The sequence below is a fragment of the Sphingomonas hankookensis genome (assembly GCF_022664465.1).
Classification (GTDB): Bacteria; Pseudomonadota; Alphaproteobacteria; order Sphingomonadales; family Sphingomonadaceae; genus Sphingomonas; species Sphingomonas hankookensis.
On the sequence record NZ_JAKREV010000001.1, the window covers coordinates 282,913 to 308,477 of the forward strand.

Consider the following 25,565-nt stretch of genomic DNA (forward strand, 5'->3'; position numbering starts at 1 on the left):
GATCAGCCCTGCCCGCGCACCGTCCGCAGGTCGATGCCGAGGCGCTGCACCTTGTAGTAGAAGGTCTTGCGCGGGATGCCGAGCCGGTCGATCGCCGCGCCGATCTCGCCCCCCGTCGCCGCGATCGCCGACAGGATCGCCTCGCGTTCGAACGCCGCGATCCGTTCGGGCAGCGGGCGGGTGGCGTCACTGTCCCCCGCCGCGTCGCTCTCTCCGTCCAGCCCCAGCACGAACCGGTCGGCGAAATGCGCCAGCTCGCGCACATTGCCCGGCCAGTCATGCTGCGCCAGCATGTCGCGCGCGGCATGGGTCAGCGGCGGCACCCCGCGCCGCAGCCGCGCCGCCGACAGATCGACCAGATACGCGAACAGCAACGGCACATCCTCGCGCCGTTCGCGTAAAGGCGGCATGCGCAACCGCACCGCCGCCAGTCGATAGAGCAGCCCCGGCGCGATCGCCTCGGCGCCGCGCTGGGCTTCCTCTGCCGCCGTCGCGATGACCCGCACGTCGATCGGCACGACATCGCGTGGGCCGCGCAACGCGCGATCCTCGATCACCTGCGTCAGCCGCCCCTGAAGCCCGCGCGACGCTTGGTCGATATCGTCGAGGAACAACGTACCCCGCTGCGCCCCGACGATCCCGCGGTCGCCGACGGTCGCGAACAATTCGTCCTCGATCGCCTGCCCCGGCAACGCCGCGCACGCGACCGAGACGAAGCGATGTCGCGCCCGTCGCCCGGCACGGTGGATCGCGCGCGCCAGCAATTCCTTGCCGGTGCCCGTTTCCCCTTCGATCAACAGGTCGATATCGGTATCGGCCAGCACGCCGATCATGTCGCGCAACCGGGCGATGGCCGGCGACCGCCCGACCAGCGCCGCCCGCTCCCCCGCCGCCGCCTCCGCCCGCAGCCGCCGGTTTTCCAGCGCGAGCGTCCGCGCCGCCATCGCCCGTGTCGCGGCGGCGATCAGCGCGTCGGGATCGAACGGCTTGGACAGGAAATCCCACGCCCCCGCCTTGATCGTCTCCACCGCCGTTTCGACGTCGGCATGGCCGGTGACCAGCACGACCGGCAGCGTCGGGTCGCGTTCGCGTAAAAGTCGGAACAGCTCGATCCCCGACATGTGCGGCATGCGCACGTCGGTGACGACGATCCCGTCGAAATCGGCATCGATCGCCAGCAACGCGGGCGGCGCGGCGGGAAAGGTGACGACGTCGAACCCGGCCAGCGTCAGCAGCTGCGCGGTCGAGAGGCGCAGGTCGTCGTCATCCTCGACCAGCGCGACGCGCCCGGCGCGTTCGGTCGCGCTCATCGCACCCGCCTGAGCGTCGCTTCGAACCGGGCGCCGGACGTCGCGGGCAACAGCCGCAACGTACCGCCCAGATCGGTCATGATATCCTGCGCGATCACCAGCCCCAGTCCCAGCCCGTTCGGACGACTGGTCACGAACGGCGTGAACATCCGTTCGGTCACGCCCGGATCGATGCCCGGCCCGTTATCGGCGACGATCAGCGAGACCATCTGGTCCTGCACGTCCAGTTCGATCGCGATTCGCGGATCGGGCCGGCCGGTCAGCGCCTCGATCGCATTCTGCAACAGGTTCACCAGCACCTGTTCCAGCCGCACCCGCCCGGCGACGACGATCAGGTCGGGCGGAATATCGGGCACGGTGAAGTCGACCTCCGACAGGCGTTCCTTCAGGATCAGGCGCGCACCGTCGACCACCTCGGTCAGCGGGATCGGGCCGATCGTCCCGCTGCCCTTGCGCGCGAACCCGCGCAGTTCGGCGGTGACCAGCCCGATGCGATCGGTCAGCCGGGCGATCGCCCCCAAATTGTCGTCGACCGCTCGCGCTTCGCCGCGCGCCAGCAACTGCCGCGCGGTGGCGACGTAATTACGGATCGCCGCCACCGGTTGCGCGGTTTCGTGCGCGACGCTGGCGGTGATCTGCCCCAGCGCGGCGAGGCGGTTGGCCTGTCGCAACCCTTCGCGCAGTTCGGCCGCGCGGGTTTCCGCGGCGATCCGCTCCTCGATCTCGGTGCGCAGCTCACGGGTCCGATCGGCGACCGCCGCCTCCAGCTCGCTGGTCCGCAGCGCACGCCGGCGCGAACGTTCGCGCACGCCCCATGCCAGCGCGATCGACGCCAGCGTCACCAGCGCTGCGGCCAGCGCGCTGCCGCGTACCACCCCGCTGATCGTCGGCTGGATCGCCATGGCGAGATGGACCCGCCAGCCGCCTTCGTCGGCATCGGTAACGACATCGTGCAGCACCGGCCGCTGGCCCGGCAACCGCATCGTTTCGCCGTCCAGTGCGAAGGGAGGGCGCTTGAGCGCGTCGACGCCGGTGTCCGCGCGGACCGCCGCAGCCTGCACCGCGCCGATCGGGCGGGTGATGGCGAACCGCCATTCGGGCCGGCTGGAGATCAGGATCACCCCGCTGCGATCGGTGACGAAGGTGATGCCCCCCGCCGCGCACCATTCGCGCTCGATCCGGTCGAACTCCAGCTTCACGACGACCACCCCGCCATCGGCGGTACGGCGGCTGAGATACAGTCCGGGGCGGTGGCTGACCGTGCCCAGCGCGAACTGCGTGGCGGAGCCCTTGCCCATCGCCTCGCGGTAATAGCGGCGGAAGCTATAGTCCATGCCGACGAAGCTCTGCGCGTCCTGCCAGTTGCTTGCCGCGATCGCCCGTCCATCGCGCCCGATGACATAGATGACCGACGCACCGGTCGTCTGCGCCAGCGCGGCGAGCTTGATATCGAGGTCGCGCGCCACCGCGCTGCCGCTGCGGATCGCACCGACGACGTCGCGATCGTCGGACAGCGCCAGCGGCAGCAGGCGGAACCGCGCGATCTCGCTGGCAAGCAGCACCTGTCGCAGCCGCGCATCGGCGGTCATCCCGGCGACCAGATCGGCGCGCGCGCGGCGTTCGGCAATGCCGCCGACGAGCAGGGCGATCGCGCCGCTCAACAGCAGCGCCGCCAATGCCCAGACGAGCGTCGTTCCCTTGATACTGCGCATCGGCGACAGGATATGGCGGCAGGACACCATGTGCAACTATTTGCACACGGCGGCAAAAGGACGGGCGAAAATCTGCGCAGCGGCAATCGAGCAAACAAGTTATCACATTGTTATTGCGCGATTTAATTTCTGCCGTTGCAAACACGACAAGCAGAGATGCAGCGCGGTAAACCAGTCGGGACGCGTCGACCGCCCACAAGAGCCGGCCGGACGCCAACAGAGGATGAAAGGTCGCCGCATGATCATTGCCACCGACACCGCCCACCCGCCCGTGCCGCCGGCCGCAAAGCCGTGGTACCGGCATCTTTACGCACAGGTACTGATCGCGATCGTCGCCGGTGTCCTGCTGGGTCACTTCTATCCGTCGACCGGCGAAGCGCTGAAGCCGATCGGCGACGCCTTCATCAAGCTGGTGAAGATGATCATCGCGCCGGTGATCTTCCTGACGATCGTCACCGGCATCGCCGGCATGCGCGACCTCGCCAGCGTCGGCCGCGTTGCGGGCAAGGCATTCGCCTACTTCCTGACCTTCTCGACCCTCGCGCTCATCATCGGCATGATCGTCGGCAACGTGGTGCAGCCGGGTGCGGGACTGAACATCGACCCGTCGACGCTCGATACGTCGAAGGTCACCGAATATGCCGAAAAGGCGCATGATTCGACGATCACCGGCTTCCTGACCGGGATCATCCCCGACACGTTCCTCTCGGCACTGACCGAAGGCAACATCCTGCAGACGCTGTTCGTCGCGATCCTGTTCGGCATCGGCCTCGCCATGATCGGCGACAAGGGCGAACGCGTCCTCGACGCGCTGAACGACATCTCGATCGCCTTCTTCAAGGTCGTCGCGATCGTCATGAAGGCGGCGCCGATCGGTGCGTTCGGCGCGATGGCGTTCACCATCGGCAAATACGGCATCGGCACGCTGTTCAGCCTCGCTGCGCTGGTCGGCACCTTTTACCTCACCGCGTTCCTGTTCGTGACGGTGGTCCTCGGGGCGGTCGCGCACTTCTGCGGCTTCTCGATCTTCAAGCTGATCTCGTATCTGAAGGCCGAACTGCTGCTGGTGCTCGGCACCTCGTCGTCGGAAAGCGCCCTGCCCTCGCTGATCGAAAAGATGGAGCGTGCCGGCATTCCGAAGTCGATCGTCGGTCTGGTCGTTCCGACCGGCTATTCGTTCAACCTCGACGGTACCAACATCTACATGACCATGGCCGCGCTATTCATCGCCCAGGCGTGCAACGTGGACCTGACCATCGGCCAGCAGCTGCTCCTCCTCGCCGTCGCGATGCTGTCGTCGAAGGGCGCGGCGGGCGTCACCGGCGCCGGGTTCATCACCCTTGCCGCCACGCTGTCGATCGTTCCTTCGGTGCCCGTCGCCGGCATGGCGCTGATCCTCGGCGTCGACCGGTTCATGAGCGAATGCCGCAGCCTGACCAACTTCATCGGTAACGCGGTGGCGACGGTCGTCGTCGCAAAATGGGAAGGCAAGCTGGACAAGCACCAGTTCGACGAGGCACTGGCCGGTCGCAGCGTGCGGGTCGACCAGATGCCCGAAGGCGCTGTTCCCGCCGAGTGATTTCCAAGGAAGCCGGTCCGGACGAAGGTCCCGGCCGGCTTCGCCGTCAAGCGCCCGATCGGGCGGACAAAGGTATGCCGATATGAAGACCCTGCTGCGCATTTGCGCCGCCACCCCGTTGATCGCATCGGCGATCGCTCCCGCCACCGCCCATGCCGACGAACCCGCCGCCGCGGCGCCCGCGCCCGCCGCCGCCCAGGTTGCCGATCGCGGCAATGCCCGCCCCATCGCGCAGGAATATCCGACCGCCGGCGTCGGCGACGGCGTCACCGCCGGCGGCTACAACCAGTCGCGCTGGGCCGAGGACTGGACCAAGTATCGCGATCCCAAGAAGCGCGACGACGTGCTCGACCGGTTGAAGTACATTCCGATCGGTGGCGACGACGTCTATCTGACGCTGTCGGGCGAGTTCCGTTACCGCGTCAACCTGACGACCAATCCCAATCTGCGCGACCGCGAGGCGCAGCGGCAGGATATCAACCGCATCGTCGGCGGTGCCGACCTGCATCTGGGCGATCACGTCCGCCTGTACGGCGAACTGGCGCATGCTGGCATGTCGGGTCGCAACCTCGGCGTGAAGGCGGGGCAGCTGCACAACGATCTCGTCGTGCAACAGAGCTTCGTCGACGTCACCGGCACGGTCGCGAACGTCGACGTCGGCGTACGCTATGGCCGACAGACCTTTGCCGACGGCCCCAACCTGATGGTCGTGCCGCGCGACAACAACACGATCTTCTTCGTCTATAACGGCGTGCGCGCGTGGGCGAAGGGCAAGACGCTGCGCGGCGACGTGTTCGATTTCAAGACGACGCGGTTGGGCGTCGGCGGCACCGGCGACGACATCGTCGACGACAATCGCCGCTTCTCGGGCGCGACCGCGGGCGTGGTGCTGCCCAAGACGTTGCTGGGCGGATCGAACCTGTATTTCGACCCCTTCTTCTGGCGGCTGCGCAACAGCAATGCGACATGGGGCACGCGCACGACCGAGGAAGTCCGCAAATTCTACGGCCTGCACCTTTATGGCGATGCCGGCCCGGTCAATCTCGACTGGACCGTCAACTATCAGGGTGGCGAGTTCGACAACCGGCCGATCTCGGCATGGCTGGTCCTGCTCCAGCAGACGTACAAGGTCGGCAAGTCGAAGACCGCCCCGCGCGTCGGCTTCCACTTCGACTATGCCAGCGGCGGCGGCGCCTATGGCAACGGCACGCTCAAGACTTCGCTCGCGCCGTTCGGCAACAACATCTATTACAGCTATCAGCTGTATGCGACGCCGACCAACCTGATCGCCTTCGCCCCCAGCGCGACGTTCCAGCCGACGCCCAAGCTGCGCATCGCGACCGAATATCAGCTGTCGTGGCGCGACAGCCTGAACGACGCGGTCTACCGTGCCAATGGACAGGCGTTCGCCGGCACGCAGCTTGGCAATTCGCGCAAGATCGCCGATACGATCCGCTTCCAGGCGATCTATGCGATCAGCCCGCGGGTCAACATCACCGCGCGCTACGAACATCTGATCGCGGGTCCGGCGCTGACCGATGCGAACTACAAGAGTTCCGACTTCCTGGCCGGCTGGATCAGCTTCCGCTTCTAGTTCCTTGAGCCAACTCGCGCCCCGGCGGACCCCGCCGGGGCGTTTCTTTGTTTCCGATACCGAAGGGCTTGCCCATGTCCCCCGCCGCCCATGCCGCCGCGCGCGCGCTGCTTGCCGATCCGTTGACCAACAAGGGTACGGCCTTCACCGAAACCGAACGCGATACGCTGGGTCTGCACGGACTGCTGCCGCCGCATGTCGGCACGCTCGACAGCCAGATCGAACGGCGGCAGCGCGCGCTGGCCCGCATGCCCGACGACTTCCACCGCTATTCCTTCCTGCGCGAGTTGCAGGATTCGAACGAAATCCTGTTCCACGCCATGGTGCAGCGCGACCTGCCTGCCATGCTGCCGCTGGTCTACACCCCGACCGTGGGTGAGGGCTGCGAACGATTCAGTGAAATCTGGCGGCGGCCGCGCGGGCTGTTCCTGTCATGGCCGAACCGCCAGCGGATCGCCGAAATCCTCGGCGATCCGGCGCTCGACCGGGTGAAGGTCATAGTCGTCAGCGACGGCGAACGCATTCTGGGGCTGGGCGATCAGGGGGCCGGCGGCATGGGCATCCCGATCGGCAAGCTGGCGCTCTACACCGCCTGTGCCGGCATCCACCCGTCCGAAGTGCTGCCCATCCTGCTCGACGTCGGCACCGATAACGAGGCGCGCCGCGACGACCCGCTCTATGTCGGCTGGCGCCACCCGCGCATCCGCGGCGCGGAGTACGACGCCTTCGTCGAAGACTTCGTCACCGCCGTCGCCGACCGCTTCCCCGGCGTGTTGCTCCAGTGGGAAGATTTTGCCGGACACAACGCCTACAAGCTCCTCGACCGCTACCGCCACCGCCTGCTGAGCTTCAACGACGATATTCAGGGGACGGCGGCGACCGCCGTCGGCACGCTGCTGTCGGCGATCTCGCGCACCGGCCTGGCGCTGAAGGACCAGCGGGTCGTGCTGTTCGGCGCCGGGGCGGCAGGCTGCGGGATCGCCGACATGCTGGTGCAGGCGTTGCAGGCAGAGGGCTTGAGCGAGGCCCAGGCACGCCAGCGCATCTGGGCGGTCGATCGCGACGGGCTGATCCTATCGGACATGAGTGACCTGTCCAACGGCCAGCGCAGCTATGCCCGCGATGCCGCCGAAACCGATCATTGGGTGCGCACGTCGCAAGGGCCGATCGATCTGTTCGACACCGTAGCCAACGTCCACCCGACCGTGCTGATCGGCGCATCGGGCCAGCATGGCGCGTTCAGCGAGGCGGTGGCGCGCACCATGGCACAGGCGACCGAGCGCCCGGTGATCTTTCCGCTATCCAACCCCGTCTCGCGCGCGGAAGCGCATCCCGCCGACCTCGCCCGCTGGAGCGCCGGTCGCGCGCTGATCGGCACCGGCAGCCCGTTCGGCATTTCCGGCGTGACCCAGGTGAACAACATCTACATCTTCCCCGGCGTCGGCCTCGGCGCCCTCGCCGCGGGGGCGGGCAGGATCACCGACACGATGTTCATGGCCGCGGCGCGGACGCTGGGGGCGATGGGCGGCGACGACACGCTGCTGCCGCCGATCGAACGGCTGCGCGACGTGGCGCTGGATATCGCCGTAGTGGTGGCGGCGCAGGCGGTGGCCGATGGCGTCGCAGCATCCGACGTGGCGATCGACCGCGACGCGATCGCTGCCCAGATGTGGGTCCCGACCTACTAGGTCGGGTCGACGTTCCGGCTGCCACGACCGATCGCTATCGGTCTGGACTGATCGCCAAGCTCTTCCGTCACCTCGGCCTTGAGCCGGAGTCGCGCTTCCTGATCGACCGCAGTGTAGAAGCGGAACCCGGATCAAGTCCGGGGTGACGAAACTGTGGGCTTAGCGACCTGCTATGCGGATGCCGATCGAATCGGGAACCATCGCCCCCGCCGAAGTCTTTCTGACTGCTGTCAATCCCGTCCAGCCAAGGTTCACCCGCAACCGGGCAAACGTGGGGCAGAGAGGAAGCGATCATGAAGCAGTTGATGAGCATTTTCGCCGGCATCGGCCTGACCATTGCCGGCCTGACCGCGGTGCCCGCCGTCGCCGACGCACAGCCGGGGCGCCATGCGCACCGGGACCACGGCCCCCGCGCCCATCATGACGATCGTCGGCGTTGGGACGACCGCCGCCATTGGGACAATCGTCGTGGCTGGAACGACCGGCGCGGCCGGGACAATCGCGGGGCGTGGAACGATCGTCGTCGCTGGGACGACCGGCGGGGCTATCGCGGCGAGCGGGTCGTACCCGGCTGGTCGCGCGAAGCCGCCGCGATGGGCGTCCAGTATCGCGGCCCCTGCCGCTACGTGATCCGCAACGGCCGTCGCGTCTGCGGCTGATGCACCCGACCCCTTCCGGCATTCCCGCCGGGAGGGGTTATTTCTTGGGCGTGACCCACACCGATACCGGCACCACGACCTTGCCCGGTGCCGGCTTGCCGACATCGACCCGGTCGGCGGTAACCAGTTCGCCGGTTTCGAGGTTGAACGAGGCCCAGGGCTTCGGCATCCGGCCGAAGGTCATCTTCTGGATCGGTTGGCCGGTGGTCGAATTCATGATGGTGGCAATGACAGGCATGGCCGCGCGCCTAGCCGCCCGCGGCCCCGCCTGTCCATTCAGAACCGCACCTCCCACCCCAGCGTGAACGTCCGCCCCCGCCCGGCGAAGAACGCGAAATTGTCGTTCGGCAGCCGTGTGTCGCTGTTGTAATCGATATAGAAGCGGTCGAAGATGTTCTGCGCGCTGAGCGACAGTCCGCCGAACTTCGTCTGATACCGGATCGACGCGTCGGTCACGTCGTAGCCGCCGAAATTATTGGCGGCATCGGGGTTCGCCTTTCCCCGGAAATTGCGCGAAAGATAGAATTGCGTCTGCACCCGCGCCGTCAGCGGCCCGCTCGATACATCAGCCGCCAGATTCAGCCGGTCGGGCGAGATGTTGGTCCCGTCGAGATCGGTATCGACCACGCCGTCGGCGGGGCGATCGCTGTCGTAGCGCCCGAGGATATGGGCATAGCCGGTCGACAGCCGTAGCCATGACAGCGGCGTACGCACCGCCAGATTGACCTCCAGCCCTTCGAGCTCGACACGCTGGCGCTGCACCTCGAAAATGCCGTTGCCCTGCGCGATCAGCAATTGCCCGCGATCGCTCGACGACCAGAAGTAGGTCGCGCCGGCGTCGAGCGGCCCGCGCTTCACCTCGACCCCGACCTCGCGGTTGTTCGAGACGACGGGTTCGATATCGAGGAAATTGTCGAGCCGGACGCCGGGCACGTTGATCGCCCGGGTGATGCGGCCGATATCGGCCATGGTGAAGCCCTGCGCATAGCTGGCATAGGCGCGCACCCCCGTCAGCGGTTCGACGATCACGCCGCCATTGTACAGCAGGTCGGAAAACCGTGGCGTACCGCCGGTCACCGCGACCCCGCCATAGGTCGCCGGGTTGCGGCCGTTATAGGTGGTCGACGCCAGCGTGCGGAAATCGGCGATGCGGACCTGCACATTCTCCCACCGCGCACCACCGGCGACGCGGACCACGCCGTCGAACAGCTTCAGATTGGCCTGCGCGAACGGCGCCAGGCTGCGGAAATCGGCGGGCGGTACCCAGATGCGGTCGGTGGCGATCAGCCGCTGTTCGGTCTTGTCGAACAGCGCATCGAACCCGATCGTCGCGACCAGCGCCTCGAACCCCGGAACCGTGCGTTCGTAGCTGGCCTTCGCGCCCAGCTTGCGCGAGCGGTTCTCCGACTGATCGAACAGCGTGCCATCGGGCGCGATCGACGGGTCCTGGAAGGTCGGGGTGAACGTCACCTCGCCGCCGAACGTGTCATAGGTACGGTTGAAGAACAACTGCGTGACGAGGTTGCCGCCCAGCAGGTCGGTATCGGTATAGGATAGCGACAGCGCCTCCGCCCGGTTGGCGGCGGGCTTGCCCGGCGGATTGCCGCGCACCGCGCTGGTCGGCAGTCCGGTCCGGCGATTGCCGGCGAGCGCGACATAATCGCCGTCGCCATTCAGTTCGAACCGGTTGGCGATCAGGTCGAGCCGTCCGGTCGCGCCGACCTCCATCCCCAGCCGCGCAAAGAAGTCGGTCGCGCGCGAATCCTGCGTCTCGCCCTGCGTCAGATTGATGCCGACCCGGCGGTCGCGCGCGTCGTAGAACGCACCGCGCTTTTCATAGCTGGCGCCGAACGTCGCGTCGAACCGGCCGGCCTTGTACTGGACCAGCCCTGCCGCCTTGCCGCCCAGCGAGTCGCTTTCGAACCCGTCCGCCGCCGTGCCCTGCACAAGCGCGCGGCCGGTGACGCCTTCCTGCCGCGGGGCGCCGACCGTCACCTGATTGACGATGCCGCCGGTTCCGCCAATGCCCTGCAACGCGTTCGATCCGTAGATCAGTTCGACGCGGTCGATGAAGAAGCCGTCGATGGTGAAGCCGTCACGACTGCCGTCGCGCAGCGGCGTCGTCTGCGGAATGCCGTTGATCGCGTAGAGCGGCGAGCGGCCGCGTAGCGTCTCCCCCGCCCCCGACAGCTTGCCGCGCGTCGGCGAAAAACTGGGCGTCAGCGTGGCGATCGCGTCGGTGATGCTGCCGGAAATCGCGATCTGCTGGTCGATCACCTGCTTGTCGATGATGTCGATGGTCAGCGGCAGCGCGTTGGGCGGCAGGATGGTGCGCGCGGCGGTCACGACGATTTCGTCTGCCGCATCGCCTTCCTTCGTAGCGGCCGGATCGACGTTTTGCGCCGTCGCCGGGGCTGTAGTCAGTGCCAGCGCCGCGACACTCGCCATCCATCCATAGCGCGCCACTACCCCCATCATCATTTCCCTTGCGTAATGTTGACCCTGCATTGCCGCGCCGCTAACGCGATCAATTATCAATATCAAGCTTTTCGAGCGCCGCGGCATGACCCGAAACATCCTGTTCCAGATCCACTGGTTCCTCGGCATCACCGCCGGGCTTGTGCTGGCGGTGATGGGCGTGACCGGCGCGACGATGAGCTTCGAACCGGAAATCATCGCCGCGTTGAACCGGGATACGCCGGCAGCCGGGGCGTTAAGGCTACGTGCGCCGCAGCTTGTGGCGCGGTTCGCCGAACAGCGACCGGCGGCGAAGATCACGCGACTAACGGTCCCGGCAAAATCCGACGAACCGACGCTGGTCGGTTATACGCTCGGCACGTCCAAGGCGCGGCATCTCGACCGGATCGATCCGTTCACCGGACAGCTGCTCGGCGAATCGCGCGGAACCGAGGTGATGGAGGTGTTCGAGCATCTCCACCGCTGGCTGGCACTGCCCGGCGAAGGCAATGGCATCGGGCGACAGATCACCGGGTTCTCTGCGATAGCCCTTCTCTATTTCGCGTTGTCCGGCCTGTATCTGCGCTGGCCGCGGCGACCGCTCGACTGGCGAAACTGGTTCGTCCTCGATTTCCGTAAGACCGGGCGCAACCTGTACCGGATGCTGCACGCGGTCGTCGGCGGGTGGGTGCTGGTCTTCTATCTGGTCAGCGGTTTCACCGGGCTATGGTGGTCGTACGACTGGTATCGCCAAGGGGTCCGCGCGATGCTGGTGGCCGAGGCGCCCGAGCGGCCGAAATCGGGGCCGAAGGATGCGCCGGTCGACCTGGCGGTAGCGTGGAACGGCTTTACCATCGCGACCGGTGGCCGGGCCTATGACCGGATCACCGCCACCGTCCGCGACCACGGCGAAGTGCAGTTTCGCGGCAAACTGCCCGACGCACGGCACGACCGGGTCAGCGACGAGCTGACGATCGACGGTACGACCGGTGCGGTGGTCGAGGCGACGCCCTATGCCGAGCGCACGCTGGGGCAGGATATCGTCACCAGCGTCTACGAGCTGCACCGTGGCGCCTATTTCGGGATCGCCGGACGGATCGCGATGCTGCTCACCAGCCTGACGATGCCGTTGTTCACCATCACCGGCTTCCTGCTCTATTTCGCCCGGCGACGGCGGAAGGTGGCGCTGCGCCAAGTCATCGCCGATACCGACGCTACGCCACCCGAACACGCGACGACGCTGGTCGCCTATGCCAGCCAGACCGGATCGGCCGAGCGTATCGCTCGCCTCACCGCCGACGCGCTGCCCGGCGCCGCCGCGCTGCCGATCGCGGCGCTCGATCCGGCGATGCTGACGCGCGCCGAACGACTGTTCGTCGTCGCCAGCACCTATGGCGAGGGCGAGCCGCCCGACAATGCGCGCGGCTTTGCCCGGACGATGGCGCGGGTCCGCCCCGACCTGTCGCACCTCGCCTATGCGGTGATGGCGCTGGGCGACCGGGAATATGCCGAGTTCTGCGCGTTCGGGCACCAGGTCGATCGGTGGCTGCACGATCACGGTGCGACGCGGCTGTTCGATCCGGTCGAGGCCGATGGCAACGATGCCGATGCGCAGCGGCAGTGGCAGCACCAGCTGGCCGGCGTCGGGGGTCGTACCGACCAGCCCGACTGGGCGCCGGTAACGATGGGCGACTGGCGGCTGGTCGAGCGCCGTCTGCTCAATCCCGGCAGCCAGGGCGGTGAAGCGTGGCAGGTCGTGCTGGAACCGATCGCTATGCCGGCCGACTGGATGCCCGGCGACATTGTCGAGATCCTGCCGCAACAGGATATCCGCCGCGTCGACGCCTATCTGGCGCGCAGCGGACTGGCCGACACGCCCGACCTTCGCGAACGGCTGATGCGCAGCATCCTGCCGGGCGACGAGGCGGAGGTCGCGACGCTCAAGCCGCTCGGTCACCGCGAATATTCGGTCGCCTCGATCGCCGCGTCCGGCCGGGTCGAACTGATCGTCCGGCGCTGCACGGCGGTGGACGGGTATGGCGGCCTGGGATCTGGCTGGCTGTGCCATGGCGCCCCGATCGGCGGGATCGTGCGGGCGCGGGTGCGGGCCAACCCGGCCTTCCATCCGCCGGCTGACCCTGCCACGCCGCTGATCCTGATCGGCAACGGCACCGGGCTGGCCGGACTGTTGGCGCACCTGCGCCACCGGGCAGCGACGGGCGGCGGGCCGGCATGGCTCTATTGGGGCGAACGCCACCCGGCACAGGACGATTTCCTCGCCGACGAACGCACCGTGCTGGCCCGGAGCGGGACGCTCGCCCGCAACGTCACGGCATGGTCACGCCAGCCCGGCGGCCATCGCTATGTCCAGAATGCGGTCGCCGCCGATGGTCCGGCCATCGCCGAAGCGGTCACCGCAGGAGCCGCCATCTATGTCTGTGGCAGCGTGAACGGCATGGCACCGGGCGTCCATGCCGCGCTGGAAGCGATCCTCGGCGAAACAACCGTCGAAACCATGCTCGAAACCGGCCGCTATCGCCGCGACATCTACTAACCGATCAGTGGCGGTGTTCGCGGCGTAGCTGGTAGCGCCCATCGGCGTAATCGTCGAACAGCCCGCGGATCGCCGGATGGTCGACTGGTTCCTCGCTGTCGTCGACGATCAAATTCTGCTGACTGACATAGGCGACATAGCTCGCCTCGGCATTTTCGGCGAGCAGGTGGTAGAAGGGCTGATCCTTGCGCGGGCGGACGTCGGCGGGAATCGATTCATACCATTCTTCGCTATTGGCGAAGACCGGGTCGATATCGAACACGACCCCGCGGAAATCGAACAGGCGATGGCGCACGACCTCACCGATCGCGAAACGGGCATGGGCGACGGGTGGCAACGGCGTGCCGAGGTCGAGCGGGTTGGCGGACATTGCCTTCATGCGAAATAATCTAGGGTCGATGTGCGATTGCAGCAAGGAGGCGCTTGCACATCCCGAAACCATGGGCTAACGGACCGCCCTCGCTGACCAACGTGCTGCGCTGACCTGCGGCATAGAGCGAGAAACCTCTGCGGAGAGGTGGCAGAGTGGTCGATTGTACCGCACTCGAAATGCGGCGTGCCTTTACGGGTACCGAGGGTTCGAATCCCTCCCTCTCCGCCACTTCGGTCCCCGGCTGGGCACGCCGATAGCCGCCGATTTCTCTCCTTGCGCCGCCACCAGCGTCCTGAGCAGATCGCTCTTCGATCCCATGATGCGGACCTCGTCGTCGCCTACCTCGACGCGCTGGGCGAGCGCGCGAAGGTGATCCCGCCGATAGCCGCCTCCGTCGAGCCGCATCCGCTCGCGCGCGGCCTGTGACAGCCGGTCGACCATCTCCGGCGTGATCGCCCGCTCGCCTGAGCAGCCCCCACCATGTGGTCCGGGTTGTTAGTTAGTGCATTGTCGTCTCCGCCGCCATTGCCGGACGTAGGTGCAGCGAAGCGGAACCGGAGGCCGGCAATGGCGGTGTCGCCGTGTCGGGGGCCGGCGGACGGTAGCCTAGGCTGCTGTGCGGCCGGACGGTGTTGTAGTGACGCCGCCACGCCTCAATCAGCACCCTGGCCTCGGCGAGGCTGTAGAAGATCTCGCCATTGAGCAGTTCGTCGCGAAGCGACCCGTTGAAGCTCTCGTTATAGCCGTTCTCCCATGGCGAGCCCGGGGCGATGTAGAGCGTCTTCACGCCGATCTGGCCGAGCCAGGTCTGGACGGCGGTGGCTAGGTGCAGCGAAGCGGAACCGGAGGCCGGCAATGGCGGCGGAGACGACAATGCACTAACTAACAACCCGGACCACACGGTGGGGGCTGCTCAGGAAGTCGCCCATGACCCATTTGCAGTCATTGGAAGTCTCCAACCCACCTCCCAACTTCGGCCACTCGTTCATCTTTTAGGTGGGGTCGCTCGACCACCGGGACCTGCTGCTAAACCGCCTTCGAAAGGATTACTACCTTGGCAACGACAGCACCTGCCGCTCTTGAAGCAAACGAGCGCGAAGATCAGCGTAAGGCACCTGCTGCACCGGAAGCGACGACCGCAACGCCAGATCGGCGGCATTGGCTGCGGATTGCCCTAGGATCATGAAGACCGGCTCCATCCGGATCGTGCCATAGGCGATATGCGACGCGGACAGGGCGACCGGCACCAGCAGGTTGGTCACCTCCGCCTGGCGCGGCACGATCGCATCATAGGCGATCGGGTAGGGAGTTGCGACGCCGACTTCGATATTGCCCTCGTTGCGCGCGAAGCCACGTGTGTCGACCACGCGTTGTACGTTGTGCGAGTCCATTTGGTACGACCCCATGCCGATCGGGCGCGGCGTGGGCTTTTGTCCTCGCACATGCGGCTCTGCCATGACGAAATCGGACGTCATCCGCCTGGCCTCGCGCACATACATTTCGCGTGGCCAACCCTTGTTGTCGGTAAATTCGTCCTTGCAAAGGCCCCAGCGTCCAATCTCCGCTCGTGTCTCGGCAGGAACGCGCAAGTCGTTCGCCATGTACCACAGCAGACCCTGCTGATAGCGCCGGTGCTCCGCCGCGATCGCGGCACGCTCTGCGTCGCTGCCGCGAGGGTAGCGATAGTTCATGCCGATATTGTCGGTTGAAAAGGCGCCGAAGTTGTTGACGTCCGCCTTGCCGTTGGGGATGCGATCGAACTTCTGGAAGAAGTTGCGGTAGCCCGCATCCATGTAGCGCTGGAGCAGCGCATATTGGCTGGCATCATAGCCTGCGGGCTTCGGCAGCGGCATCTGGTTGGCGGCGACGTCGGTCAGGCACAGCCGATAGGTATAGGCCTGAATCTTGTCGTCGGCGCTGCCGTCCGGGGCCAGCCGCGCCGGACTGATGCGGGGCAGCAGGCCGCTGGCAGGTTTTCCCTTGATGCGATACGGATCGATGTCGAGCGTGAACTGGTGGTTGGTCGTGTTGCGGGCCTGCACGCCGTTCAGTGTCTCGCCGTAGGTCGCGTTCGCCTCGCGTCCCGTGGCGAACGAGACACCAGCGCCCGCCATCAGGTCGCCTTCGTAGCTGGCGTCAATGAACATCCGCCCAGCAAAGCGACGACCGTGAGCCGAGCGGAACGACACCACGCGGCTGCCGACCCGCTGCACGCCCTGCGGACCCCGATCGATCGGCTGGCCGCGAACGACCGTCACCCCGGCTTCGGCGATCCAATCCTCTAGGATGCGTTCCGCCACGTGCGGCTCGAACTGCCACATTGCGCCATCGTCGACGAAATTCTCAGCGCGCGCGGGCCGCGGCGCCAACGTCCAGGCCGCCGGGTCGTCATAGTGCCGCTTCACCCGGCGGTAGAATTCGAGCGCGAGGCCGCCGATGGCACGATGGTTGCCGGTGTCGGACCAACTTAGCCCGTTGGTGGTCATGCCGCCAACATACCTGTCGCGACAGACGAGCGTGACGCTGCGCCCGATGCGCCGGCTCTCGACCGCGGCGATGACCCCGCCGGCGGTGCAACCATAGATGACGATGTCGGCGACCGGCTCGGGCGGTGCGGCGGGCGCCCCGGCAAGCAGGAGGAGCAACGGTGCGAGGCGAAGCGGTGCCATGACGGATATCCTTAGAAGGTCGCGGCGATGCCGAAGAAGATGCGGCGATCCTCGCGCGCGGCGTTCAGCAGCCGCAGCGGCGTCTGAAGATATTGCCGGTCGATCGCACGGGTCAGGTTGATCGCCTCGACGGTCAAGCGAACCGATCGGGTGAGGTTGAGTTGTGCGGAGGCGTCGAGTTGTCCGCGTCCGTCAACATAGGAACTGCCGCCGGCTGCCGCGCTGCCCTGGCCGAGCAGGTAGCCGCTGCGATAGATATAGGCGACGCGCGCCGACACGGTGGCATCCTCATAGAAGCCGATCAGGTTGTAGCTGTGCTTGGACAGGCCGGGGAGCGGCAGGCTGGCCTGGGTCGCCTCGTCCACCAGCGGAGTCTCGCTGTCGACGAACGTGTAGTTCGCCTGGATGCCAAGGTTACGCAGGGCTCCGGGGAGGAAGCGGAGCGACTGCTGATACGCTAGCTCCACGCCCTTGATGGTGCCCGACTCGCCGTTGATCGGCTGGGTGATCTGGAACGCGCCATAGGGTTGGGCGGTGCTGGGATCGATCTGGTCGGAAAGGCCGGGGACGATCTCGCTCTGCGTCCGGTTGATCGTGAAGGAATCGACGTTCTTGTAGAAGCCGGCGATCGTGATCGCGCTCGCCGGCGCGAAATACCATTCGAGCGTGGCGTCATATTGCGTCGCCTCGAACGGACGCAGCGCAGGATTGCCGCGCGCGCCGGTCCGCGATACGAACAGCGGCACGAAGCTGACCCCCACGTCGCTGAGGCTCGGACGCGCCACCACCTTGGCCGCGGCCGCGCGCAGCGTGAGGTCGGGGAGCAGTTCGAGCGCGGCGTTGGCGCTGGGCAGCCAGTAGTCGAAGTGCGACCTCGAAAGCGTCGGTTGCGTATCGGACAGGAAGCCGGACGAGGCGCGTTCGAACGTGATGTACCGCACGCCGGCATTGCCACTAATCGGCATGTTGCCCAGCGTACCGGCGAAATTGCCCTTGCCGTAAAAGGCCAGCGTATCCTGGTCGACGTCCTTGATCGAGACGCGGCCGAACGGGATCGTGTCGGCGCGGGGCACAGGGAGGCCGAAGGCGTCGCGCGCAGCGCCCTTGTCGGTACCGCCGCCCAGGATGTCGCGGGGAAAGTCGCCCGACACGCCCGGGAAAAAGCTTCCCTGACGATTGTCGTAGACCAGCCCCGGCAGTTCGTCGGCGGTGAGGATGCCATCGCCGTTGCGATCGCCCCGCGTGAGCAAGCTCGCCGCGGAGGGAATGTTCTGTGGCGCTTCGGAATAGAATTCGATCTTCTCGAACCGCCCGCCTACCTCGACCGTCCGCAGCGGGCCGAAATCGGTGCGGATGGTGAAGTCGAGCCGCGCGTCATAGCCGGAATTGTCGGTGACGAAGTCGTTCTCGAAGATCGATGCCAGCTGATATTGCGCAGGGTCGTTCAGATCGAAATTCGACGCCAGCGAGAGGTTCGGGACCACGCCCCCGCGCGAAAAATCATAGCTGGCATTGGCGACCCGCCCGGCACGGGGCACGACGACATAGGTGAACGAGGCCCCCGGCCCGCCGTCGGTGCCGCGCCCCTTGCTGTAGGAGGCGTCGGCGCGCACCGTCACGACTTCGCCTTCATACTTCGCCGACCCACCGATATTGGTCGACTTGAACTCGGTCGGTTCGTCGTAGATCAGCGGGCGGACGGTGACGTAATTGAACGTGCCGCGTACCACGGTGCCGTTCTCGTCCGCCACAGCACCGGCGTCATTGTCGTTAAAGAGCACCTGATAGTTGGCACTCTGCCGCTCGCGCTTCAGCCACGTGTGGGTGCCGTCGACAATGAATTCGATCCGGTCGGTCGGCCGGTATTGCAGCGAACCATTCAGCGTCAGCCGCTCCTCTGAACGATCATAGATCCGGGCCATGTAGCGGTTCGGGCGATACAGTCCCGGATCATTGATGCCGTCGCCGTTGCCGTCGATGTTGTTGGTACGGGTCCAGCCGCCGGTGTCGAACTGATAGCCGCGGGTCCGCGTGTTCGAATAGGCGGCGCTCGCCAACACACCGAAGCTGTCACCGAATCTTCTGGATACCAATGCCGAGCCGCGATAGCCAAGATGATCGGCCTGGTCGGTATAGGCGCCCTGAAGACGCCCGCTGACGACGAAGTCGGCTAGGTCGAGCGGCCGCTTGGTCTTCAGGTTGACCGTCGCGCCCAGTGCACCCTCGGGCATATCCGCAGTCGGCGATTTCGCGACGACGATGCTCGAGATGATCTCCGGGCTGACCGATTCCAGCGACGCGCTGCCGCCAGCGCCGGGACCGAGGAAGGTGCGACCGTTGATTTCCAGCCGGTTCTGCGAAATACCGCGCACCGTGAAGTTCGATCCATCGCCTTCGCGGCGCGTGATCTGGACGCCCGTAATGCGGCTCATCGACTCAGCGACATTCTGGTCCGGCAGTTTGCCGATGTCCTGTGCCGTGATGACGTCGACGATATTCGACGCGGTACGCTTGGCGGTGATCGACTGCTGGAGCGACGCGCGAATACCGGTGACGACGATGTCCTCCGGGGGCGGCTCCTCGACGGGAGTCTGCGCCATGGGCGCCAAGGGCGAAGCACTCGCCTCGGTTTGGAGCGCAGCCGGAATTAGCGCGGCGTTGGCGTTAACAATGGTGCGGCGCAGGATGATCGCCCCGCCAGCGCGTACCGGCACCAGATCGGTTCCCGCGAGCAGGATGCGAAGCGCCTCGCCAACATCGAGTGCGCCGCTTACGCGATTGACGGTCGCCTTCTCTGCGAGCGGACTGGACACAAGAATCTGGACGCCCGCCTGGTGGGCGAATTGCGGGATGCCGGTGCGCGCAGGTTGCGCGGGCACGTCGAAGCGACGCGTCTGCGCGTCGGCGACGGGCGCTAGCGCAGCGCTCGACAGGATGACGGCAGCGGCGCCGAGCAGGCGATGACGCGCGAATGACATATGGATCCACTCCCCGGAAGCGGCGCCCCTGTTGTCGAAGCGCTCACCTCCCTTGAGTTCGGTGCGCGCCGCTTCCGTCAGAATGCCGGCGACTTTTTCCGTGCCAGACGTATTGTCTGGGGTCCGGTCGTGACCGCAACATCGAACGATACGGCGAGCGAGGCAGCGAAGTCCTCGGGTCGATCGATCTGGAACAGGCCGATCAACCGCTCTTGCGACAATATGGCGTCGTCGACCACCAGCTGGCGATGATTATAGCGGTTGAAGCGGGCGACCGCCGCGGCAACGGTTTCGTTCTCCAGCGCGATCTCACCCCCGCGCCACGCCAGCGCGCGCTCGATTGCGGCGGGCGCAGTGCCGGTGACCGGCGCGGCGTCGGGCGACCGGAACCGAGCATATTGGCCGGCTTTGAGGATCGTCATCGTGCCCCCGGCGGCGCTAGGCCATACCGCCACCTGCCCCTCCGTCACCGCGACCTCGACACCGTCCTCCCGTCGTTCGACCGAGAATGCGGTGCCGACCGCGCGCGCCTGGGCAATGCCGGCGTCGACGATGAAGGGTCGCGAACGATCCTTCGCGACCTGGAACCAGGCCTGTCCGTGGTCGAGCGCAATCCGGCGCTGCTCATCGGCCAACACGACGCGCAGCGCGCTGTCGCTGTCGATCGTGGCGACCGATCCGTCAGCGAGCGGCAGACGCCGGATCTCGCCGCGTGCAGTTGTTACGTGTTCGGCGGCGAACTGACGCCAACCGATCAGGCCGACCGCGCTTGCAGCGATGGCGCCGGTCATCCCGATCAGCAGCCGGCGCCGCCCCGGCCGTGCTTCGAGCGGCGCTTGACCCGGCGCAGAGGCGCCCTCCTCCTCAATAACCCGGTTGACGACGGTCAGGGCCGCCATCGCGCGCAACAATGCACCCGCATGGCGCGGGTCGCGCGCCAGCCAGGCGTCGAGTGCGTGCTGATCCGCAGCATCGAGCGGATGGCGCAGCGCCCAAGCTACCGCCTCATCACCGTGCTCGGGCACGATCACCTCCTGTACGCGCGCTGTCAGCCATGTCAGCGTCCTCGTCAGTCAGCTGGCGCAGGATCGCGCGCAGGCTGCGGCTGGCATCATTCTCTACGACCATCTCCGTTACGCCGAGCGCGGCCGCGATCTCCTTTTGGCTGAGCCCCTCGACCCGCCGCATGACGAAGATGCGCCGTGCACGGTCGGACAGCGTAGCCAGCGCGCGTTGCACGCGATCGACTTCCTGCCGCGCCGCGGCAACGCGATCCTGCAGCGGACTGTCGCTGGCGAGTCCGTCGGTTTCTGCGGCCGAGATCGATTCGATCCGCACCACGCGCGCGTGGCGCCGCTGCCGGTGCGCGAGGTTGCGGGCCATGGTGAAGAAATAGGCACGCGGCGAGGCGATGTCGTCGATGCTACGAAGCTGGGCCAGGCGGCAATAGCATTCCTGCACGATGTCCTCCACATCGACGGAGGGCACGAGCCTTCGCCGCAACCAGCCACGCAAATCACGCTCGTGCGGCAGGATCTCGCGCCCCACCCATTCTGCCAGCGCCTCGCGTTCCGTCACACCTCTCCTCTCACACCCATGAGTTTCTGAGCGTCAGTTTCCGTCACGAATATGCGCAACTGTTTTCGGTGCAGAGGATCTATTTTATCGAGTTAGCTTGCATGCGCCCTAGCGTACGAGCCCCTTGTTCACGCCGTTGGCTACAGAGAAGCTTAGCGGCGATGCACGGTTAAAAGAACCCAATTCCAGACGTTTGGAACGGCATAAAGGCTTCCCGAAAACGGACGTTCGTTCATTGCGATGATGGCCAAAGATAGGCCTTCGAAAGGTCTGCACCCACCGGTCAATTGCTGGGTCGATAGCCGCCTTGAACGGTAGCTGCGCGGACGTGGATGACCTGCAACCATCGAGCAAAGCGGAATACAATTCCTACTTACATGATAGATTTTGTTTGGCTTCTTTTGCCGCAGTTGCGGCGTAAGGGCACATCCGTGGATGCCCGCCACTGCGGCATCAAACAGGGAAAGCAGGAAATGAAACAGGGCCGCAACATCGCCCTTCTCGGCGCATCGCTTCTGACGTTCGTCGCGACCGGCGCCGCCGCACAGCAAGTGCAACAGGAAGCAACTTCCGCCCCCCTGCCCCCCGTCGACGACCAAGCCGATACGAATAACCCAGCACCGAATGTCGACGACACCGGCGACGATATCGTCGTCACCGGCACGCGTACCGCCGGTCGGACGCGGCTCGACAGCGCGTCGCCAGTCGACGTGCTGAGTGCGGCCAGCCTGCAACGACAGGGTACGACCGAACTTGCTGCAGCGCTTGCGACGGTCGCGCCGTCGATCAGCTTTCCGCGCCCGGCGGCCAATGACGCGACCGACGCGATCCGCCCAGCAACGTTACGCGGCCTTGCACCCGATCAAACGCTGGTCCTCATCAACGGCATCCGCGGCCATAGTTCGGCCAATCTAAACACGAATGGCACGGTTGGCCGGGGATCGTCGGCGGTTGACCTTAACACCGTGCCGACATCGGCCCTTGACCGGATCGAGGTGCTGCGCGACGGCGCATCGGCGCAATATGGTTCGGATGCGATTGCCGGCGTCGTCAACCTACGCCTGCGGGAGGCGCGGCACGGCGGCGGCGCGTCAGTGACCTACGGCATTTACGAAACACAGGTCGACACGCCCAATAATCAGCGCAGCGTGACCGGCGAACCGGTCGTTACCGCGACGGCGTGGCAGGGTATTGGCTTTGGCACCGACGGTTTCGTCACGGTTTCAGGCGAATATACCAAACGACAACCGACTAATCGCGCCGACATCGACCGTCGTGTTACGCCCAATCGCGTGACCGGTCGCTATGGCGATCCCGAGGTCGAGCAATATACCGGCTTCGTCAACGCAGGTACGTCGCTGACGGACAGTGTCAGCCTGTACGCTTTCGGCGGCTACCAGGATCGCGATACGCGGAGCGCCGCGTTCCCACGCAACGCCAACGCACAGACCGTGCTTGCGGGTTATGCGAACGGTTTCCTGCCGCTCATCAATACCAAAACAAAGGACATTAATTCCGCGATCGGCCTGCGCGGCGATTTCGGCGGATACAACGTCGATCTTTCGGTAAGCTATGGCCGCAATACCGTCGACTTCCGTACGCTCAATTCGGCCAATTATGCCTATGGCGCCGCGACACCGCGGAACTTCTACGACGGACAAGTCGCCTATGACCAATATGTCACTGGCCTCGATGTCGCCCGCAAGTTCGACATTTTCCGGTCGCTTAACGTCGCCTTCGGGATCGAGGGACGCCGCGAAGGGTACAAGATTTCGCCCGGGGAACCGGCGTCCTACGGCTACCCTGCAACCGGCGCGACAGGTGCTGCGCCGGGTGCGCAGGGCTTTGGCGGCTTCGCCCCGAACAATGCGACCGAACGCAGCCGGCGCAGCGGCAGCATCTACGCCGATGTCGAGGCACAAGTCACCGACCGCCTGCTGGTCGGACTGGCCGGGCGGGGCGAGCATTATTCGGACTTCGGATCGACCGCGACGGGCAAGGTCTCCGCACGCTACGACGTCACCGACTGGTTTGCGCTGCGCGGGACCGCATCGACCGGTTTCCGGGCACCGTCGCTGCAGCAGCAATATTTTACACAGATCGCGTCGGTGGTCACCAACGGCATTCCGGTCCTCACCGGAACGTTTCCTTCAGTCAGCACGGTCGGAACGGCGCTGGGCGGCTTGCCGCTCGAACCCGAGAAGTCGACCAACCTGTCGGTCGGCACGGTCATCCGCGCAGGCGGGTTCGATCTGACGATCGATGCCTATCGCATTCATATCCGCGATCAGATCGGCCTGTCGGAAAACATCAGCGCGGCGGCGGCGGGATCGCCGGCAGTTGCAACGCAGATCCGTAACCTGCTGGCCGCGACCAATACCGGGGCCAGCGCCGCGCGCTTCTTCATCAACGGCCTCGCCAGCACCGCCAAGGGAATCGATGCAGTTGCGCATTACCGGACGCGCACGGCGACCGCGGGTACGTTTGACTTCACACTGGCCGGTAACATCAATGCGATCGACGTCACCCGCGTACCGACCTCGACCGCGACGCTTGACCCGGCACCTACGCTGTTCGCGCGCAGCCGGATCCTGACACTCGAGCAAGGAACGCCCGGCGAAAAGGTTACGGGAACGATCGACTGGTCGCTGGACCGGCTCGGTGCCTTGGCGCGCGTGACCTATTACGGCAACGTCAACCAACCGGGCACCACCCCCGCCGGCGACGTGCTAAGCGGTGACCGGGCCATCACCGATTTGGAGCTTCGCTATGCCGGCGACAAGGGCGCGCAACTGGGTATCGGCGTCAGTAACCTGTTCGACGTCTACCCCCGGGCAACGGCCACCGCGAACAACTCGACCGGCGTTCTCGGCTTTCCCTATTTCTCGCCGTTCGGTTTTAACGGCCGCTATCTCTACGTCCGCGCTGGGCTGAACTGGTAACGACTGTCGAGACTGCTTCCTCCGATCGACGTACAGTCGAACAGCGCTCCGGTCCCCGGCAAAACGGACTCCGGGGACCGGCGCGTGGCAGATCGCGTGCGGCAACCAACAAAGCGCAAAGTCGCAACCTATAGCGATTGGAACGGTCGGGCGAAGCAATGACGACGACGCTTAAATCTAGCCTATACGCACGCCAGCACGGGACGCGACCTGTCGGTTACGCCGCGATTTTAAACCGTTTTTGGCGTTCGCTATTGACCCGCAGTCCGGCTGAGAATGGGCGATATCGAGCAGTTTTTTGAGGATATCGAGGACTGACTACGCCTCACCTTTCCCCAGCTCTCCTCCATCTACATTCGACTGGAAAAGCGCGAACAAGCGGAGACGCTGTCGAAGGCGCCAGAGACGACGTGGACCTTATGCGGTCATCCAACGCGTTGGCGCCTGATCCCAATATCGGACGCTCGTTCATCTCGTCAGACAGGAACCGCGCGCAGACGGTGGATCCTGCACCGGATGGCCCGTCATTCTCGACGCAGACGATCTGACACCACAAACTTTGCGGGAAAACGGCTTTTGGCACGTCGGCGTCAAAACCTGACGGTTGTGACACCTACGGGTGCAGGTGCTCGTCGTCCTCGCACGCCTCGCCCGCGCCCTCGGTCTGGATCGTGGAATGCTCGATGCCGAACCGACTATGGAGCGTGTCTGTGACCGCCCTTCTGATGACGTCGGAGTCAGGGCCCTCGGCCAAGGTGACGTGCGCGGTGCAACTCGCCTCTTCTGTTGCCATCGACCATACGTGAAGGTCGTGAACCCCGACGACGCCCGGAACGCCGGCGATCGCGCTGCGCAGCTCAGGCAGCTTGATCCCACCCGGCACGCCTTCCAGCAGTACGTTGATCGTGTCGCGAAGTAGCACCCAGGTCCGGGGAAGCACCTATAGGCCGATGCCGATCGCCACGACGGGATCGACCCACGTCCAACCGGTGAACCGGATCGCGAGCACGCCCGCGATCACGCCAACCGAGCCGATCATGTCGGCCCATACCTCAAGGTAGGCACCCTTGACGTTCATGCTGGCGTCCTTGCCCGCCGTCAGCAACCGTATGGATACGAGATTCACGACAAGCCCGACCGTCGCGACGATCATCATGCCGGTCGACTCTACGCTTTCCGGCTCGCGGAACCGCTGCACCGCCTCCACCAACACGTAGATCGCGACCGCGAACAGCAGCAGTGCGTTGAACGCCGCCGCAAGTATCTCGAACCGCTTGTAACCGAACGTGCGCTTGTCGTCGGCAGGGCGCTGGCCGATCCGGATCGCGAGCAGCGCGATGGCGAGCGCCGCCACGTCGGTCATCATGAGCGCCGCGTCGGACAACAGCGCGAGGCTGTTGAGCACGAACGCGCCGATTACCTCGGCGACAAGGTAGATCGATGTGAGCGCCAGCGCCTAGGCCAGCGCCTTC

18 protein-coding genes, 1 tRNA gene and 1 pseudogene are annotated in these 25,565 nt (G+C 65.7%); 8 read left to right on the plus strand and 12 right to left on the minus strand.

What is annotated here, in order from left to right:
• Nucleotides 1-2: 2 nt before the first annotated feature.
• Entirely contained in the window at nt 3-1,310 is a 1,308-nt protein-coding gene (locus tag MF610_RS01185; protein ID WP_242192290.1) for a sigma-54-dependent transcriptional regulator, read from the minus strand.
• Nucleotides 1,307-3,022 (minus strand): sensor histidine kinase, encoded by a 1,716-nt coding sequence (locus MF610_RS01190; RefSeq protein WP_242192291.1) that lies wholly within the window; start codon nt 3,020-3,022, stop codon nt 1,307-1,309. Before MF610_RS01190 ends, MF610_RS01185 begins: the two co-directional genes overlap by 4 nt.
• Before the next feature lie 238 nt (nt 3,023-3,260).
• Between MF610_RS01190 and MF610_RS01195 the strand changes: the two genes are divergently transcribed.
• From MF610_RS01195 to MF610_RS01210, 4 genes are all read left to right on the plus strand, one after another.
• Nucleotides 3,261-4,601: a dicarboxylate/amino acid:cation symporter gene (locus MF610_RS01195; RefSeq protein ID WP_242192292.1), complete on the plus strand. Its 1,341-nt coding sequence runs from the start codon at nt 3,261-3,263 to the stop codon at nt 4,599-4,601.
• 82 nt (nt 4,602-4,683) lie between these two features.
• On the plus strand, nt 4,684-6,195 hold the full coding sequence (locus tag MF610_RS01200) for an alginate export family protein (protein ID WP_242192293.1): 1,512 nt from the start codon (nt 4,684-4,686) through the stop codon (nt 6,193-6,195).
• A 74-nt stretch (nt 6,196-6,269) separates the two neighbouring features.
• Nucleotides 6,270-7,883 (plus strand): NAD-dependent malic enzyme, encoded by a 1,614-nt coding sequence (locus MF610_RS01205; protein ID WP_242193535.1) that lies wholly within the window; start codon nt 6,270-6,272, stop codon nt 7,881-7,883.
• A gap of 293 nt (nt 7,884-8,176) precedes the next feature.
• The gene (locus tag MF610_RS01210; protein WP_242192294.1) at nt 8,177-8,542 is read left to right on the plus strand and encodes a hypothetical protein; all 366 of its coding nucleotides are present in this window, start codon (nt 8,177-8,179) and stop codon (nt 8,540-8,542) included.
• 37 nt (nt 8,543-8,579) lie between these two features.
• On the opposite strand, the gene MF610_RS01215 is transcribed toward MF610_RS01210, so the two are convergent.
• Nucleotides 8,580-8,780 carry a hypothetical protein gene (locus tag MF610_RS01215; protein WP_082456876.1) on the minus strand — a complete coding sequence of 67 codons (201 nt, stop codon included), beginning with the start codon at nt 8,778-8,780 and terminating at the stop codon, nt 8,580-8,582.
• A gap of 38 nt (nt 8,781-8,818) precedes the next feature.
• Nucleotides 8,819-11,017, minus strand: coding sequence for a TonB-dependent receptor (locus MF610_RS01220; protein ID WP_242192295.1), 2,199 nt, complete (start codon nt 11,015-11,017; stop codon nt 8,819-8,821).
• Nucleotides 11,018-11,105: 88 nt separating this feature from the next.
• Between MF610_RS01220 and MF610_RS01225 the strand changes: the two genes are divergently transcribed.
• Nucleotides 11,106-13,553 (plus strand): PepSY domain-containing protein, encoded by a 2,448-nt coding sequence (locus MF610_RS01225; RefSeq protein ID WP_242192296.1) that lies wholly within the window; start codon nt 11,106-11,108, stop codon nt 13,551-13,553.
• 4 nt (nt 13,554-13,557) lie between these two features.
• Here MF610_RS01225 and hspQ read toward each other — a convergent pair whose 3' ends face one another.
• Nucleotides 13,558-13,932 carry a heat shock protein HspQ gene (hspQ, locus tag MF610_RS01230; RefSeq protein WP_242192297.1) on the minus strand — a complete coding sequence of 125 codons (375 nt, stop codon included), beginning with the start codon at nt 13,930-13,932 and terminating at the stop codon, nt 13,558-13,560.
• A gap of 132 nt (nt 13,933-14,064) precedes the next feature.
• Here hspQ and MF610_RS01235 point away from each other — a divergent pair.
• Both MF610_RS01235 and MF610_RS01240 read left to right on the plus strand, forming a co-directional pair.
• Nucleotides 14,065-14,154: transfer RNA gene (locus MF610_RS01235), tRNA-Ser, on the plus strand.
• Between the two features lie 45 nt (nt 14,155-14,199).
• Nucleotides 14,200-14,352 (plus strand): hypothetical protein, encoded by a 153-nt coding sequence (locus tag MF610_RS01240; protein ID WP_242192298.1) that lies wholly within the window; start codon nt 14,200-14,202, stop codon nt 14,350-14,352.
• A 73-nt stretch (nt 14,353-14,425) separates the two neighbouring features.
• Here the strand turns inward: MF610_RS01240 and MF610_RS01245 are convergent.
• The 5 genes and pseudogenes from MF610_RS01245 to MF610_RS01265 all read right to left on the minus strand — a co-directional run.
• Nucleotides 14,426-14,755, minus strand: a pseudogene (locus tag MF610_RS01245) (integrase core domain-containing protein); the annotation flags it as partial.
• A 220-nt stretch (nt 14,756-14,975) separates the two neighbouring features.
• A complete protein-coding gene (locus tag MF610_RS01250; RefSeq protein WP_242192299.1) occupies nt 14,976-16,595 on the minus strand; it encodes an FAD-dependent oxidoreductase in 1,620 nt (539 codons plus the stop codon).
• 11 nt (nt 16,596-16,606) lie between these two features.
• Nucleotides 16,607-19,573, minus strand: a complete 2,967-nt coding sequence (locus MF610_RS01255; protein WP_242192300.1) for a TonB-dependent receptor — start codon at nt 19,571-19,573, stop codon at nt 16,607-16,609.
• Nucleotides 19,574-19,650: 77 nt separating this feature from the next.
• Nucleotides 19,651-20,598, minus strand: a complete 948-nt coding sequence (locus MF610_RS01260; RefSeq protein ID WP_242192301.1) for a FecR family protein — start codon at nt 20,596-20,598, stop codon at nt 19,651-19,653.
• Nucleotides 20,582-21,151: an RNA polymerase sigma factor gene (locus MF610_RS01265; protein WP_242192302.1), complete on the minus strand. Its 570-nt coding sequence runs from the start codon at nt 21,149-21,151 to the stop codon at nt 20,582-20,584. Before MF610_RS01265 ends, MF610_RS01260 begins: the two co-directional genes overlap by 17 nt.
• Nucleotides 21,152-21,624: 473 nt before the next feature.
• On the opposite strand from MF610_RS01265, the gene MF610_RS01270 reads away from it, so the two are divergent.
• On the plus strand, nt 21,625-24,093 hold the full coding sequence (locus tag MF610_RS01270) for a TonB-dependent receptor plug domain-containing protein (RefSeq protein WP_242192303.1): 2,469 nt from the start codon (nt 21,625-21,627) through the stop codon (nt 24,091-24,093).
• 613 nt (nt 24,094-24,706) lie between these two features.
• Here the strand turns inward: MF610_RS01270 and MF610_RS01275 are convergent.
• Together MF610_RS01275 and MF610_RS01280 are read right to left on the minus strand one after the other, a co-directional pair.
• Nucleotides 24,707-25,033 carry a cation transporter dimerization domain-containing protein gene (locus MF610_RS01275; protein ID WP_242192304.1) on the minus strand — a complete coding sequence of 109 codons (327 nt, stop codon included), beginning with the start codon at nt 25,031-25,033 and terminating at the stop codon, nt 24,707-24,709.
• On the minus strand, nt 25,034-25,546 hold the full coding sequence (locus MF610_RS01280) for a cation diffusion facilitator family transporter (RefSeq protein WP_277923876.1): 513 nt from the start codon (nt 25,544-25,546) through the stop codon (nt 25,034-25,036).
• Between the last annotated feature and the right edge of the window lie 19 nt (nt 25,547-25,565).